This is a genomic window from Paenibacillus sp. FSL R5-0378 (genome assembly GCF_038009285.1).
Classification (GTDB): domain Bacteria; phylum Bacillota; class Bacilli; order Paenibacillales; family Paenibacillaceae; genus Paenibacillus_AQ; species Paenibacillus_AQ favisporus.
This window is the reverse complement of the sequence record NZ_JBBPAY010000001.1, coordinates 75,106-91,100: the sequence shown is the minus strand read 5'-3', so window position 1 is coordinate 91,100 and position 15,995 is coordinate 75,106. Positions and strand designations below refer to the sequence as shown.

At 52.2% G+C, this 15,995-nt stretch carries 16 protein-coding genes; 12 read left to right on the top strand and 4 right to left on the bottom strand.

Annotated features, from left to right (window positions below):
• Positions 1-52: 52 nt before the first annotated feature.
• From MKY74_RS00420 to MKY74_RS00405, 4 genes are all read right to left on the bottom strand, one after another.
• A complete protein-coding gene (locus tag MKY74_RS00420) occupies positions 53-814 on the bottom strand; it encodes a DeoR/GlpR family DNA-binding transcription regulator (RefSeq protein WP_076172929.1) in 762 nt (253 codons plus the stop codon).
• An 86-nt stretch (positions 815-900) separates the two neighbouring features.
• Positions 901-1,629 carry an MgtC/SapB family protein gene (locus MKY74_RS00415; RefSeq protein WP_076172979.1) on the bottom strand — a complete coding sequence of 243 codons (729 nt, stop codon included), beginning with the start codon at positions 1,627-1,629 and terminating at the stop codon, positions 901-903.
• Between the two features lie 355 nt (positions 1,630-1,984).
• On the bottom strand, positions 1,985-2,485 hold the full coding sequence (locus tag MKY74_RS00410; RefSeq protein ID WP_076172930.1) for a hypothetical protein: 501 nt from the start codon (positions 2,483-2,485) through the stop codon (positions 1,985-1,987).
• Between the two features lie 5 nt (positions 2,486-2,490).
• Entirely contained in the window at positions 2,491-3,177 is a 687-nt protein-coding gene (locus tag MKY74_RS00405) for a TetR/AcrR family transcriptional regulator (protein WP_084203998.1), read from the bottom strand.
• A gap of 106 nt (positions 3,178-3,283) precedes the next feature.
• Here MKY74_RS00405 and MKY74_RS00400 point away from each other — a divergent pair, with 106 nt between their 5' ends.
• The 12 genes from MKY74_RS00400 (at position 3,284) to MKY74_RS00345 (ending at position 15,986) form a co-directional block, all read left to right on the top strand.
• Positions 3,284-3,580, top strand: a complete 297-nt coding sequence (locus MKY74_RS00400) for a hypothetical protein (RefSeq protein ID WP_076172932.1) — start codon at positions 3,284-3,286, stop codon at positions 3,578-3,580.
• Between the two features lie 314 nt (positions 3,581-3,894).
• Positions 3,895-4,506 carry a VC0807 family protein gene (locus tag MKY74_RS00395; protein WP_076172933.1) on the top strand — a complete coding sequence of 204 codons (612 nt, stop codon included), beginning with the start codon at positions 3,895-3,897 and terminating at the stop codon, positions 4,504-4,506.
• A 68-nt stretch (positions 4,507-4,574) separates the two neighbouring features.
• Positions 4,575-5,171: a TetR/AcrR family transcriptional regulator gene (locus MKY74_RS00390; protein WP_244169329.1), complete on the top strand. Its 597-nt coding sequence runs from the start codon at positions 4,575-4,577 to the stop codon at positions 5,169-5,171.
• A gap of 159 nt (positions 5,172-5,330) precedes the next feature.
• Positions 5,331-6,806: a spore germination protein gene (locus MKY74_RS00385; protein ID WP_076172935.1), complete on the top strand. Its 1,476-nt coding sequence runs from the start codon at positions 5,331-5,333 to the stop codon at positions 6,804-6,806.
• On the top strand, positions 6,799-7,881 hold the full coding sequence (locus tag MKY74_RS00380) for a Ger(x)C family spore germination protein (protein WP_076172936.1): 1,083 nt from the start codon (positions 6,799-6,801) through the stop codon (positions 7,879-7,881). The genes MKY74_RS00385 and MKY74_RS00380 overlap by 8 nt, the downstream gene beginning before the upstream one ends.
• A gap of 19 nt (positions 7,882-7,900) precedes the next feature.
• The gene (locus MKY74_RS00375; RefSeq protein WP_076172937.1) at positions 7,901-9,013 is read left to right on the top strand and encodes a GerAB/ArcD/ProY family transporter; all 1,113 of its coding nucleotides are present in this window, start codon (positions 7,901-7,903) and stop codon (positions 9,011-9,013) included.
• 155 nt (positions 9,014-9,168) lie between these two features.
• Complete coding sequence (locus MKY74_RS00370) at positions 9,169-9,618, top strand: Dps family protein (RefSeq protein ID WP_076172980.1); 450 nt, start codon at positions 9,169-9,171, stop codon at positions 9,616-9,618.
• A gap of 76 nt (positions 9,619-9,694) precedes the next feature.
• Positions 9,695-10,114: a pyridoxamine 5'-phosphate oxidase family protein gene (locus MKY74_RS00365; protein WP_076172938.1), complete on the top strand. Its 420-nt coding sequence runs from the start codon at positions 9,695-9,697 to the stop codon at positions 10,112-10,114.
• Positions 10,115-10,307: 193 nt separating this feature from the next.
• On the top strand, positions 10,308-11,261 hold the full coding sequence (locus MKY74_RS00360) for a helix-turn-helix domain-containing protein (protein WP_076172939.1): 954 nt from the start codon (positions 10,308-10,310) through the stop codon (positions 11,259-11,261).
• A gap of 1,216 nt (positions 11,262-12,477) precedes the next feature.
• A complete protein-coding gene (locus MKY74_RS00355) occupies positions 12,478-13,401 on the top strand; it encodes an ABC transporter permease (RefSeq protein ID WP_341013865.1) in 924 nt (307 codons plus the stop codon).
• A 15-nt stretch (positions 13,402-13,416) separates the two neighbouring features.
• Entirely contained in the window at positions 13,417-14,325 is a 909-nt protein-coding gene (locus tag MKY74_RS00350; protein WP_076173532.1) for a carbohydrate ABC transporter permease, read from the top strand.
• A gap of 41 nt (positions 14,326-14,366) precedes the next feature.
• The gene (locus MKY74_RS00345; RefSeq protein ID WP_076175986.1) at positions 14,367-15,986 is read left to right on the top strand and encodes an extracellular solute-binding protein; all 1,620 of its coding nucleotides are present in this window, start codon (positions 14,367-14,369) and stop codon (positions 15,984-15,986) included.
• Positions 15,987-15,995: the final 9 nt, after the last annotated feature.

Genomic DNA, 15,995 nt, shown 5'->3' with positions numbered 1-15,995 from the left:
TTTGTTCGGGCCTGACGTCATCGTCAGCTCCCCTGAAAGGAGCTGCGTTCCGTCAGACGGTTAAAATTTGGATGCCGGCGTCCTGAAACTGCTTAATGTCGTATTCCGCAACCTCGTTGCCCGTGATCAGGGTATGGATCGAGCTATTGGGAGCGACGTTGTACAGCGAAATTTTGCCGATCTTCGTTTCGTCGGCGACAACGATGACTTCCTGGGCGGCCGCGATCATGCCCTGCTTGGCGACAACCAGTTGGGCTTCCGGAAGCGTAAGGCCGTATTTGGGATGGATCGCGGTGGTCGCGATAAAAGCTTTGGATACGTGTACCGACCGCAGCACGTAATCCGTAAACATGCCGTTCAGCATGAAGCTGGACGGATACAGTTCCCCGCCGGTGACCGTCACTTTGACGCCGGGAGCGTCCCGAAGCTCGGCCGCCACGTTCATGTCGTTGGTAATGACGGTGATGTTGGAGCGGTGGACCAGGTTGCGGGCGATGTGCAGCGTGGTCGTGCCGGAATCTAAAATGATGTGATCCCCGTCTTCCACCAAGCTTGCCGCCTTCTGGCCGATACGTTCCTTCTGATCGAGCTGGATGCCTGATCTTTCGTTGAACGAAGGCTCGTGATGCGTGAGCTGTTCCACAATAACGCCGCCGTGCGTCCGTTTCAGAAGCCCTTCCTGTTCGACCTCAGCGAGATCGCGCCGGATCGTCGCTTCATGAACGCCGAATTCCTTGGCTAACGTGCCGACAGAAGCCGACCGATGCTGTCTGACAAATTCGACGATTCTCATTTTTCGTTCAGCTGCCAGCAATATAACCATCCTTTCCGCCAAATCGCATATACGATTGCTTACTTTTGTTCACTTTTGCTCATTTACCGGGATTGCCGTCAATTCGATTACATCTTGAAGTTGGAATACTTGTTGTTTGCGGAGAACTTTTGTGCGAATTCTGAGGAGATTCCCGACGATTCAATGCCGAGCACGTCGGGCAGGGAAGATATTTTGTCCATGGCGGCAACCACCTGCATCGGATTTGGGGAGCGGATATGGAATTTCAGTTCGACCATGGCATCCGCCAGCCCGTCGGGCGTGCGGATTTCGATATTGTTGATCTTGATGCCAAGCACATCCAGCTCGCTGGCGACCGTCACAAGCATGCCCGGCTTGTCGGGCACCCGGATGAGGAAGTCGAAGTTCCTCTTGCGGTGCATGATGAGCTTTTCCCATTTGTTCAGGGCAAACAGGCTGATAAAAGCAAGACCGGTCGTCAGAAGGGCCGAGTAGAGAAAACCGGCGCCGATCGACAGTCCGATCGCGGCCACGACCCATACCGAAGCGGCGGTCGTCAGTCCGGATACCGTCTGTCCCGAGCGGAGAATGGCTCCTGCGCCGAGAAAGCCGATCCCGCTGATCACCTGCGCAGCGAGCCGCGCCGGATCCAGGCGGACGTTCGTTTCGTCCACGAAGGCTTCAAAGCCGTACATGGACAGGATCATGATGGACGCCGAGCCGAGACAGACCAGGATATGGGTCCGAAAGCCGGCGGCGTGATTGTTCCATTCGCGTTCCATGCCGATCAATCCGCCCATGGCGACCGATAACAGCAGCCGGAGCGTCAAATCCATATTGCTGATATGCCACACACTGTCGATTCATCATTCCCCCTTAACTCAAGCGAAAATGAACATTCAATGCCCAAACCAAACATAAATGAGTATTATTTGCGTAATATATGCTCGTTTATGTTCACAATTTGTTCATTTGTCGCTATATTAACACGCGGATTTGCGGAAGACAATATATCTGGAGGAAATTTTTGAAATATTTTTTTAGAGGAGGGGCGTGGGCGACAGTGGGGCAGCTGAGGTTAGGAGCAGCAATTTCGATTTGCCCGAGTTCATTTGGAGAACTGACAACTAAAAACAGCGGAACGCTGTAGTAGATAGCGTACCGCTGGATCGTTAAAGGCCTCCCGGATAACTAATGAATCTTCGTCCATCTTTGTTTGTTTTGAAGCCGTAACAGTACCAAGCCGATCCCGTTGACTAACAGCAGTCCGAAAAGGGTGTTGCCAATGGGAGCCCAACCGTTATCTCCGGTCAACATCAGCGACAATACGACCTTTCCAATCAGGGTCACATTCAGAATAACCAGGCCGATTTTAAAAGAATGCTTCCAGAATGCAACGCCCATGGATACGACAAAAGCCATCATAAATGCCAGCGTGAATACGGCCGAACCTGGATCACTCAAAAGCATTTTTTCATAATCCAGTACGGCTTCCATCTGGGGATTGATCGTTTTCGGCGCAGGAAACCAAACCATGCTGCTCATCATAAGTAAGAAAGTGATCATCATACCTTTCCAGTTTCGTTTGTAAGCGAAAAAAGCCAATACGATTAAAAAAATGGGGCGGATATACCAACTTAACGGATTCAAGTGTCTTTGGAAAGCCCAATCTAAGAGTTGATGGAATTCCAATTGGATCACTCCTTTGTGGATACTGGCGATATCGTTAAAGCACTGGCAACCGCATGGAACATTATTTCTTCAATTTCGGCGTAAAGCTTCTCGTCAAATTCCTGTTTATGGACTTCGATCAGCATAGCTGCCCGCATCATACCTACAATGACTCCCGAGTCTTTGTTGATGATTTCTCCTTTGATTTGCTGCTGCTCGATATAATTCATTAAAGGGATAACGTTGCGCTGCAGTTTTCTTTCGATGAATTCAGGGGGCACCCTTCGACGCAATAGCTCCATTTCTTGGGGATGCATAATGAGCTTTTTGGTCAGCGGGTTGGTTTTTAACTCAAGAACCATTTGACGCAGATATGCGATAATTCCGTTATAAGCATCGGACTGTTTCTCTACAGCAGCCCATACTCTTTCCTCCATCCCGGCCGATTCCAACTCCAGCAGATCCAAGTACAGAGCTTCCTTGCTGTCGTAAAAAGCGTAAAAGGTGCTTTTAGCGATCCCGGTTGCGGCGGTTAACTGTTCCAGTGAAGTTTTTTTAAGGCCCTGTGCCGCAAACAACTTTTTACCGGCATCGATTAAATCCTGACGAAGTTTTTCTTTTTCAGCTGGAGAGAATTGAGGCAATTTAAAACCTCCTATAAAAACAAATTGTATTTTTGTTTTTATAATAATTCGCTTAGCATCATTTGTCAACGATTTCCACCAGAATACTTTGCTCTATTTCATCCATAATAAGGAGAATGATCGGGTCCAAATATGCCACGCAGCACGGAGCCGAAAACGCAGGGAGGAATCGCCCATGAGTCAAGAAATGAAGGATGAGAAGCGGGCCCTTTCGACAGACCTGTCGACCGTGGAGTCGCAGCGCAACGATCTGGCCTTCGAGGAGTTTCCGGACGGGCCCTACGGGTCGCCGGTCAACGCCGAGCAGCTGGGGAAAAGCACACCATGGCGGGTGGATCAGCGCAGCTCGGGCCGATTCGACTACGAGAATCATGAGCTGCACGAAGGCCATGTCCGGGATTTCCCGGGCCAGGACGTTTTCGATGAGCGGATTCCGGATGACGTGAATAAGCCGAGGGTTCCGGAGGAATGAGCTTGGGGATGAAATAAAAATTCATAACAAAAGCGTTAAAAATGACCGGTGCATCATGTACCGGTTTTTTCGTATGCATCTTGCGGATTGCGGGCTGCGGATTGGTTCAAGGAAATCAACCGGATGGAGGGAGATTGCAAGTTTGATTTTGATGTTGACATACCTACCGAAGGTAGGTACTATTATAGTCATAGAAAATACCTACCGAAGGTATGACTAACGAAGCAGCGGCCATATTATTGCAGTTCTATTCCCGATTGGATTTCACAGCCTGACACAAACGAATTATTTATTGGAAAGGACGGTTCAAACCAATGACCAAATCGAAAAATGCTATTATCGTGACGCTCATTGTCAACATTGTACTGCCGTACGTCGTGTATACCTTGCTGCTGCCGCACACGAGCAGCCTGGTGGCCTTATCGGCCGCCGCCATTGTACCGCTGATCGATACCGTGTACAGCCTAATACATACCCGCAAGGTCGATATGTTTTCCGGCTTCATTTTCCTCGGGCTTGTTCTCGGCATTGCCGCGGTTCTGCTGGGCGGCGACGAACGGTTCATTTTGCTGAGGGAGTCTTATGTTACAGGGATCATGGGCCTGGTATTCCTTGGATCCCTGCTTGCCGCACGCCCGCTGATCTTTTATTTTGCCGAACGGTTCGCCGGCCGCGATCCGGAAATGCATGACAAGTGGAACCGCCTGCCCGCCTATCGTCAGACCTTTCGCCGCATGACGGCGGTGTGGGGCGTCGCGCTTTTGCTCGAAGCTTGTGTTAAAGTAGGGTTGGTGTACACTTTGTCGATTCCTGCCTTTCTGGCAGTTTCCCCGTTTGCCACCTACGGCATCCTGGCGCTTACGATCTGGTGGAACGTTACCTACGTGAAACGGGTCAAGCGGGAGGCTGCTTTAAACCGTAAATAATTCAGCAATACAACATAAATCATTCAGCTTATGAATCAAATAATAACCCAAGCGATATGGAGGAATAGATGATGGACGACAAGTCGATGAATCCCAGCCTGAAGCTGCTGCTGGACACGGCCGAAGAGATGATCCTGGAGAGGGGATGCCGGGCGACGACGCTTCAGGATATCGCTGACCGCAGCGGTCTGACCAAAGGAGCCATTTATCATTATGTCAAAAGCAAAGACGAACTGTTCGCCCTGATCCTGCAGTCAGGGATGCAGAATACGAACCGACTCTTCTACGAGTCGGTATCCCGGGCGGTCGGAGAGGATGCGGGTCTTCAAGGGCCGCTGTCCGCCCTATCGGGAAGGATGCAGCATATGTCCAGCACGGAGACTGCTTCGAGCCTCATTTTTATTTACCTGCTGAGTCAAAAGGATAAGCCCGCCGTGGCCGACATCCTGAAGCGATACCAGGAGACGGCCATTCAAAATTCGGCTGAGTGGATCAAGGTTGGGCAGGAGCACGGCGTGATCCCGGCCCATGTGGACGCCGAGAAGGCAGCGCGGCTGCTGTCCATCTTCAAGAACGGCCTGCAGGTACAGCAGATCGTGTCTCCGGATGCCGCGGAAATGAGCGAAGAAGATATTTTTAGGTTTATGAAAAATGCGCTGAGCTAATCAAAGGACCCCCAAATGAGCCGATACGGACTGCCGGCTTTCCCTGGGGGTTCTTTTCGTTCTATTCCGTGAGCTGCAGCCGGGAAATGAGGTATGTTTTGACCGGGCGCCGAACATAATGGGATCTATGCTCATTTTCTCACAGGAAAGGAAATCGTCATGAAGCCTGATGCACCCAAGACCCTCCGTGAAATATTGGAGCAAGCCGCCAAGTCCAGCGATTTTCGGCAGTTTTCCCCCTTTGCGGAGAACGACCGGATCCGGATCAGCTACTATTCTTCTCTTGTGGATGCGGAGAAGGTCAACCGTTATCTTATCGCTGAAATCCAGCAGCATGATGATGATATTCATCGGCTGGCGGACATTCAGAACCGCATCCCGTTCGATGAAGCGCAAATCACCGAGGATACGTCGGAAGTCGAGTCCAAGCTGGTCAAAGGGTATGTGATCCTCCAGATCGTGTCGGAAGAGCCGGCTTTTTTGATCGTTAATATCAACCAGACCGAACAGGGGCACCGCCAAAGCAACGAGACCGAAAATGAATTCAGCGTCGTGGGACCCAAAATCGGCTTTGTGGAAAACATTCATGTTAACGTCCATTTGCTGAGACAGCAAATCGCCGTCACGAGGCTGGTGATCGAGGAGGTTTCGGTCGGCAGCCTGTCCAATACGAAGGTCATGATTGCTTATCTTGACGGAGTGACGAATCCGCAGCATATCGAAACGATGAAACAGCGGCTCGGCAGGATCGACTTCGAGGTCGTATTCGACACATCGATTCTCGATCAGATTATATCCGATCATACCAACTCCCCGTTCCCGCTTTTTCTGTCGACGGAAAGGGTAGACCGGGTGGCTTACGCCATTACTTCCGGACAGGTCGCGGTGTTCGCGGACGGATCACCCTATGTCTTTACGGGCCCTTCCACGTTTTTGGACTTTTTCGTATCGCCGGAGGACTATTATTTGCCCTGGATTATCGGGTCTTTCTTTCGCATCGTCCGCATTCTGAGCGTCATCTTCTCCATTTTTGTCACGCCTGTCTATGTCGCCGTATTAACGTATCATTTCGAGGTTATTCCGGAAAATATACTGGAGCCGTTAATCATGTCCCGAACCCATGTCCCGCTTCCTCCCGTGCTGGAGGCGCTCTTCCTGGAAGTGACGATCGAGCTGCTGCGGGAAGCCGGAGCCCGGCTCCCGACCAAAATCGGCCAGACGCTCGGCATCGTAGGCGGGATCGTCATCGGCCAGGCCACGGTGGAAGCCGCCCTGGCGAGCAGCATCCTGCTGATCATTGTGGCGTTGTCGGCGCTGGCCTCGTTTACGACTCCCATTTTTAAAATGGCCAATACGATCCGCCTCCTGCGTTTCCCGCTGATCCTGCTGGCCGGCCTATGGGGCGGGCTGGGGATTGTGGCCGGGCTCTTTTTGCTGCTTGGGCACCTGCTGCGGCTCAAATCTCTCGGCACCCCGTACTTGCTGCCGCTGTTCCCGCTGCGGACCGGCAATTTCGGTGACAGCTTCGTACGGCGATCGTACCGGTATATCACCAACCGGAACATTTACCTGAGGCCTCTGGATTCCAAGCGGTACACCCCGAGTGAAGACCAGGAGGATATTGAGCATGAGTAGCCTCGTAAGATGGCTGGGGATATTCGGTATCGTCTTTGCGCTTGGGGGATGCGGAAACGACCGAATGGTCGATAAGATCCGTATCGTCACGGTGCTCGGATTTGACGACGGCCGCCCAGGTTATATCGGGACCGCTCTCTACAGCGATTTTACACAGAGGGGGAAGGTCGGCACGCTGCAGGGGCGGGCGGGGCAGACCCAGCTCGTCCTGAATGAAATGAACGGCCAGTCAGCCCAGCCGGTCAAAATCGAGAAGCTGCGGCTGCTCCTGTTCAGCCGGGAGCTCGCGGAGAGCGGCCTTTCGTATTTCATCAATTCGATCTGCCGCAACCCGCTGATCAGTAATTATTTGACGGTGGCCGTATCGGAGGAGCCGGTCACGTCCCTGGCCAAGGTCATAGCCGAGCAGGGCAGCCGTGAGCTGCCGTACCATCTCATTGAGCAGAATATGAAATCGGGGAATATTCCGAGATCCAACCTCTCGACGATGTTGTTTGATTACCATGGCCTGGGGAGGGACGTTTCGCTTCCGGTCATCCGGTTAAACGCTGCGGGCAGATTGCAGGTATCGGGCTATGGCATTTTCAAAGGGGACTGTTTAAAACTCACCTTGAATCCGGAGGAAATGTTCTATTATAAGCTTCTTCAGGGATACTCCATGCGCGGGGAAATTCCTTTTACCCTGAAAAAGCACGGGCAGGAAGGAACAGCCCTTTTTTCGGTGAGCTATGGAAGGGAATCCAAGCATGCGGTCATGAGGGCAGATGGCTTGCATATTCAAGTCCAGCTCGCGATCAGCGGAATGGTGAAGGAGTATCCGAGATGGATGGACTTAAGGAAGGACTCCAATGACCGCGAGGTAGACCGCCAGCTGGAAAAGCAGATACGGGAACGCCTGATGTCGCTGCTCGCCAAACTGAGGGACAGCGGTGTGGATCCGCTGGGCGTAGGGGATCTGGTCAGGGCATATTCCCGGGACTGGGACGAGAAGGAATTTTACGAAAGGCTGTATCCGAAAACGGCTTTCGATATCGCTATCAACCTTCAACTGACCAAATCGGGAATCGGAGAATAATAAGGACAGGTGAATGAAGATGTCCAGACAGATCAAGGAAAGCTTAACCGTATCCCCTTATTTGCTGTGGTTCATGATTCACGGAACGCAGTCCGGCATCGCTATGCTGAGCTTTCAGAGCCGGAACATTAAGGGGGCGCAGCAGGACTCCTGGTTATCCTTACTGCTCGTCGGCCTCAGCCTGCACGCGGTCGTGTGGATCATTTATGCGATCATGAAGCACGCGGATGGAGGCGATATCCTCCACCTGCATCGGCAGTTGTTCGGCAAATGGCTGGGAGGAGCGATGAATCTCCTGTTCTACGGTTATATGCTGCTGTTTATTGTCTATCAAATCCGGTCTTACATGGAGGTCATCCATATTTGGGCGTTTCCCACGACGCCGCTCTGGTTCGTATGCCTGCTCATTTTGCTGACTGCCGTATATATCGTGACCGGGGGGCTGCGGGTGATCACGGGAATCTGCTTTTTCTGCGTCGTCATTCCCACCCTGCTCCTGGTATCGATTTATTTTCCGCTGCAGTATGCCCATTGGACGAATTTCCTGCCGCTGCTGAACCATTCGCCGCGTGAATATGCCCAGTCGGCGTTCCATTCGCTCAATTTATTTTACGGGGTGGAGTTTCTGCTTCTGCTGCACCCTTTTATCAAGCATCCAGAAAAGTCCCGGAAATGGGCTCATATCGCCGTAGCCCATTCCACAGCACTTTACTTGATCGTCGCTATAGTCACATTGGCGTTCTTTAACGTTCAGCAGCTGGAGCATACGATCTGGCCGACGCTGATTCTGTCGAAGGTGGCCCGGCTCCCGTTCATCGACCGGTTCGATTACGTGTATGTGTTCAATTGGTTTATCGTGATTCTGCCGCCGGTATGTATGGCAATGTGGGCGGGAACCAGAATTTTGAGACAGGTCACCCCATTGAGATCCAAGCCGCTGGTATGGTTCACATGCGGGATGTCATTTGTCATTATCGCCGTATTACAAGGACCCAAGACGATCGACAAGCTGGATTCTGTGGTAACCTGGGCCGGACTGGTCCTGCTGTACGTCTATCTTCCACTGCTGTGCCTCTGGGTGCATATTGTCCAACGGTATCAAAATCGAAGGGCGGCAGTGGAAGGGGGGTGAAATCGTACCCATGCCTGGTTGGGATTAAAATGATAGAAATGGCATATTGATTTACTGTAACTAAATTGTGTACAATTCAGTTACAGAAGAAAGCTTACGAACCGAAAGGCTTGCCGAAGGCCTTCACTGACTGATAATAAAGGATGGGATAAATGATGACAAACACAACGACATTAACATTGGAACAGGCATTGAACCAGCAGGTGGCAAACTTCAGCATCCTTTACGTGAAAATTCATAACTATCACTGGTATGTAAAAGGAGAACAGTTCTTTACGCTGCATGCGAAATTCGAGGAACTGTACAACGACGTTACGCAAAAAACGGACGAAATCGCCGAACGCCTTCTGGCGATCAAGGGCAGACCGTCTGCTACATTGAAAGAGTATATGGAAATCGCCACGATTGCGGAAGCTACAGGAAAAGAGGACGCGCGCGGCATGGTGCAGTCGCTCATCCATGACTTCTCGGCGGTAAGCAAGGAACTGCATGACACCATCAACTTGGCGGAAAGCGCCGGTGACCACCCAACCGCGGATATGCTGATCGCGATGCAGGCGGACTTGGATAAGCATGTATGGATGCTTGAATCCTACCTTGGCTGATTTCAACGATTTCCAATGAACGAGGGGCTCTGGCCCCTTCGTCGATGATGTCAGAAGAGAAGGGGTGTGATTATTAATGGAAGCTAAATTCGCCATGGAGCATGAGGTTGCCAAAATTCTGGATCACCACGAATACGCCGCCGTTGCGACGGTGGAGAATCAGAAGCCACGGCTGCGCCGGATGCCGAAGTACAACAAAGGACTGAGCATCTATCTTGTCGCAAATCGGAAAAGCCAAACCTGGGACCTGGAAAGCAAGACGCCGGTGTCGCTGCTGGTAGGGCATGGGGAGAACGACTCCCGGGAAACGGTGGAGATCGACGGAAAATTAACCGTGAACACGGAGGAAGCTCTTCGTCAGCAGATTTGGCGGGAAGAGTTCAGCGCGGATTTCTCCGGCCCGGATGATCCGGATTATGTGATCCTTCAGGTTAAGGCCATTCGTGTAGAGTTAACCGACAAGGACGGACAGAAGCACGAGTGGTTCGATTATTGATTGAATCCCGCGGCAGCGGTGAGAGCCGCCTTATCAGGTTGAAACCTAATAAGGCGGCTTTTTCGTGTGCTGACAACAATCCGTTGTTCTTACGGAGCTGCAGTGAATTGGCGGACTCAAGCAGCGCTTGATATACAAATGCCCGGCGAACCGATACACTTAAGCGCAAATAACCTTTGAAGGAGTGTTGAGGATGTTTGATATGGTCAAGATCGGGAGAACCATTGCCCGGCTTCGCAAGGAAACGGGTTTTACGCAAATGGAGCTGGCGGATCGGATGGGAATCAGTTATCAGGCGATCAGCAACTGGGAACGCGGGGAAACGATGCCCGATATATCGAAACTGCCGCAGCTCGCAGACATTTTCGGCGTCAGCATCGACATTATTTTGGAGAGTTCGAAAGGGACGCAGATCATCCAGACGATTGTCGAGGACAAGACATCCGAATTTTTGCAGGCGAACGAGGTATCCGTCGAGGAGTTCGCGAGTATCGCCCCGATTCTCAAGTCAGCCCAGGTAGACGAGGTGTTTGGGCACATTAAAAACAAGTTCAAACCGAAGGACATCCAGTCCATCGCTCCGTTTGTCAGTGAGGAAGTGGTCGATGAGGTCGCGCTGCAAGCCTTCGAGAGCGAAGGGATCGGTGCGCTGTCACCGATCGCACCGTTTATGAGCATTGATGCAATCGATGAGTGTGCGAGGAAAGCTTACGAGAGCGAAGGAATCGGAGCGCTAGCACCGATCGCACCGTTTATGAGCGATGAAGCGATCGATGAGTGTGCGAGGAAAGCTTACGAGAGCGAAGGGATAGGTGCACTGGCGCCGATCGCACCGTTTATGAGCGATGAAGCGATCGATGAGTGTGCGAGGAAAGCTTGCGAGAGCGAAGGGATCGGTGCGCTGTCACCGATCGCACCGTTTATGAGCGATGAAGCAATCGATGAGTGTGCGAGGAAAGCTTACGAGAGCGAAGGGATAGGTGCACTGGCGCCGATCGCACCGTTTATGAGCATTGATGCAATCGATGAGTGTGCGAGGAAAGCTTGCGAAAGGGAGGGGCTCGGGGCCTTGGCGCCGATTCTCCCGTTCATGGATCGCGAGCGGATCGACGTCTGGGTGAGGGAAGGAATCCGCCACATGTCCTGACCGAAAATACACAAGGCAATAATGAAATCAAGAAAGATGAAGACGTTCAAGGGAAGCCGAGAAGGACCGGCTGAGCTTGGACGTTTTTTTAGATATCAGAAAGTATAAGCGAGAAAAAGAGAAAGCAGGGCTGCAGCATCCAAAAGGCGGAAGTGAAATGACCAAACGCCATTGTCAGCCAGTTGTGACGGCAAAATCGATGTAAACGCATACATGTTATTTTTGACCTGTCGCAAAACCGCGCCCCATAAGGGCTCGTGCGGGAATTGTCATTTTTGATATATACACCTTAAAGGTTGTCCAAATCATCAAAAATGACATATTCGGCTCCTGAATCACAAGTGAATGTAACCACCGGAGCCAGATTTCAAGCCGATTTGATGAGGGGGCGAAAACGACATATTTACGCATGGCGGGGGCTCCGATATGTTTAGTGTAAGCGTTATCACACGCCGCTGAAGCGAGATGTGGGGGAACGGGCAGGCTTAACTAACGATCAAAAACCGTGGCCGAGAAACAGGGACATTTGGAGGAGGATCGGCCCGCCGATAGATGCGTTGAAGATGGAAGCTTCACCGAAGAAGGATGTTTCATTTAAAGAGAAGGTTTCATTGAAGAGGGATGTTTCTTCATTGTACGAAGCCATCGGAACCGATCGAAAGAACTCTCAGGATCCTGCTCGAAACGAGGGCGCTAAGCTGCTTGACTGGTTGAACGGCCCTCACCTTTCGAGGAAGGGCATCGCTTAGATGCTGGTCAGCTGAAATTTTTGTTCCCTTAGTAAAAGGAAGAACAGCGTAAGTCGGCTGGTAGGGAACATCATGATAGGGCTCACAAGGGGAAGTTTAACCACAACTCTTCCTTAGTCAGGTAGTATATCAAACATATTTGTGTAACTTAAGTTATCATTGTAGTGTTAAGTACTGGCTGATTCACCCGAATTCGATGCAAAAACAACATATTCCTCTGATCAAAACCGGTCGATTTTCTTCTTGTTCGTACGGGTTTTGCCCTGAATTTCAGGTTCATGTGGAAAATGACATATTTACGAAGGTTTTATCGATCGAATACGTTTAGATCACAAACCTTATTCACCCGCCTTTTTCGGGCTTTAACATCCGTCATCACGGAGAGATAAAGGCAACAAAGAATCTACCAGAGAAGGAGTGATACGATGCATGAGACAAAAGCTGCCATCGCAGGCACGCCGGCTGTGATGCCGAGAAAGAAAACCCACAAAAGCTTGTGGAAGCGCATCATTCTGAACTGGGAGCTGTACCTGTTTATTGCGCCGGCCTTTTTCTACTTTCTTATTTTCTGTTACGGGCCGATGTACGGTATCCAGATCGCGTTCAAGAACTTCATTCCGACAAAAGGAATCACGGGAAGCCCGTGGGTCGGCTTCGACCACTTCGTCCGCTTCTTTCATTCCTACTACTTCTGGGATCTGCTCTGGAACACGCTGAGCATCAGCTTGTACTCGCTGGCCATCGGGTTTCCGATCCCGATCATTCTGGCGCTGGCCTTCAACGAAGTCCGGAACGGCTTCTTCAAGAAGCTGTCCCAGACGGTGACGTACGCGCCGCACTTCATTTCCATGGTCGTTATGGCGGGGATGATTATCACGTTCCTTTCGCCGTCGACGGGGATCGTCACCCACATGATTGAGGGGCTGGGACTGAAAGCGCCGGACTTCCTCACCGACCCGCGCTGGTTCAAGACGATGTACGTCTTCTCGGACGTGTGGCAGAGTGCCGGCTGGGGCACGATCATCTATCTCGCCGCGCTCTCGGGCGTTGATCCGGGGCTGCATGAGGCGGCGATTATCGACGGGGCCTCGCGCTTCCAGCGCTTGCGGCACATCAACATCCCGGTGCTGGTCCCGACGATGACCATCCTGCTCATCCTGAATATGGGCAGCCTGCTCGGGGTCGGCTTTGAGAAAATCCTGCTGCTGCAAAACCCGCTCAACATGAGCTCGTCGGACGTCATTTCCACCTTCGTCTACCGCTCGGGTCTGGTGGATGCGCAGTACAGCTTCTCGACCGCCATCGGCCTGTTCAACTCGGTCATCAATGCGGTGTTGCTCATCGTCGTCAATCAGATCGTCCGCCGTACGAGCGAGAACAGTTTGTGGTAGAGAGGAGGGGCTTCGATGTTATCCGGAGTCAGAGAAACCCGGCGGGATAAAGTTTTTCTCGCCTTCAATTACCTGTATGTGTTTCTGGCGTTTCTAATCGTGTTCTACCCGCTGGTGTACATGGTCAGCGCCTCCATCAGCGACCCGAAAGCGGTCGGGTCGGGGGAGATGTGGCTGTGGCCGAAAGGCATTACGTTTGACGGCTACAAGCGGGTGTTCGAGAACACAAGCATCTGGACGGGGTATGGCAACACAATTCTGTACACCGTGGTTGGGACCGCGATCAACCTGCTCGTGACGCTGCCGGCGGCGTATGCGCTGAGCCGCAAGGACTTTGTCGGCCGCAACTTCTTTATGGGCATGTTCATGGTCACGATGTTTTTTGGGGGCGGCCTGGTGCCGACGTACCTCCTGGTGAAGCAGCTGGGCATGGTCAACACAATGTGGGCGATCGTCATTCCGTCGGCCGCGTCGATCTGGAATATCATCGTCTCGCGGACGTTCTTCCAGAGCTCGATTCCAAAAGAGCTGCAGGAAGCGGCGCAGATCGACGGGTGTACGAACATGCGGCTGTTCGTGAAGATTATCCTGCCGCTGTCGATGCCGATCATCGCGGTCATGGCCCTGTTCTACGGGGTGGGCAACTGGAACAGCTACTTCTCGGCGCTCATTTACCTGAACGACTCTGCGAAATACCCGCTGCAGCTGGTGCTGCGCCAGATTCTGGTGCTGCAGGAAATGGCCGCGCAGGGCGGAGGAGCGATCGACGCCTCCACGGCGGCCGCGATGAACAACAAGGCGGAAATCGCCGCTCTGGTGAAGTATTCCGTGATTATCGTCGCCACGATTCCGGTGATTGTCATTTACCCGTTCCTTCAGCGTTATTTTGTGCAAGGTGTCATGATCGGTTCGGTTAAGGGCTGATCTTGCCATAGATCAATAACTTTAAAAGGGGAGTTGTTGTCATGAAAAATCTTCGCAAAGCATCATCCATTCTGCTCTGCCTGACGATTTCCGCCAGCCTGCTTGCAGCCTGCGGATCTTCTAAGGGAGACGGAGGAAGCGGATCCGCATCATCCGATAGTTCGGCGACCGTGGAGGGAGTCAAGAAGGAAGGCTTTCCGATCGTGGATAAGCCGCTCACGCTGAAAGTGATGTCCCAGGACGCGGGCGTGGCCGACTGGAACAAAATGCCCGTGCTGCAAGAGATGGAGAAATTGTCGGGCATCCATCTGGAATACCAGCTTTCGCCGATCGACAGCTTTGAAACGAAGAAGAATCTGATGTTCGCCAGCGGCGATCTGCCGGATATGCTGTATGCGGCTGACCTGAAGCCGTCGGAGCAGGTGACGTACGGAACCCAGGGCGTCCTGATTCCGCTCGAAAAGTACATCGACGAAGGCTATGCGCCGAACATCAAGAAAATTCTCGACGAGCATCCGGATGTACGCAAGTCGTTTACGACGCCTGACGGTCATATGTATGCCCTGCCGTTTATCGACACGGCCGCCGTCTGGTACCGCAGCCCGATGTGGTATAACGGCAAGTTCCTGAAGGCGCTGAACGTAACCGAGCTGCCGAAGACGACCGACGAGCTGTACACGCTGCTCAAACGCTTTAAGGATGAAGACCCGAACGGCAACGGCAAGAAGGATGAAATTCCGCTGACTTCGGTTAAGCTGGACGATTTGCGGATGTATTTCTTCGGATTCTGGGGCATGTATGACGAGAAGATTTACGCAGACAAGGACGGCAAAGTACACTACTCCCCTCAAGAAGAAGGCTACAAGGGTTACTTGACCTTCATGAACAAGCTGTGGAAGGAAGACTTACTGGATCACGAGACGTTCTCGCAGACGGCCGACCAGAAAAAGGCCAAAGGACAAAACAACCAGATCGGCCTGTTTAATGACTACTTCCCTTACTTCACGCTGGGCGGCGAGCCAAGCTCGGACAACCCGCTCATGACACCGGTTGCCAGCGAAATTGCGGGAACGCCGGTTTACGGCAAACATCCGGGCATGTCGGCTAACGGCACGTTTGCGATCACAAGCAAGGACCCGGCGCCGGAAGCGACGATGCGCTGGATCGACTATCTGTACAGCTATGAGGGTTCGACGCTGTTTAACCAAGGACCGGAAGGCGTGCTGTGGAAGTACAAAGACAAGGAAAACCACGTCAAGGAATGGCTGCCTGTACCGGGCGGCGGCGACCGCGAAGAATACCGCGGCAAAATTACGCCGAACTTCGGCATCCTGACGCCGGGCGTCAACGATCCGGAAGTGACCAAAGGCCTCAGATCTGAGTTCGACGACTGGATTGACAAGGAGAATGCGGAGAAGCTGACGCCAATCGGCAAATCGCCGTTCCCGAACGTCTATCTGACGAACGAACAGCAGAGCGAAGCGTCCGCCTTGATGTCCGACCTCGATACCTACGTGCAGCAAATGGAAGCGAAGTTCATTACCGGACAGGAGCCGCTTTCCAACTGGGATAAATACTTGGCACAAGTGAAAAAGATGGGGTCTGACCGCATCGTGGAACTGTACCAAGCCGCATACGACCAGTGGAACACCGGCAAATAAGCCGATTCA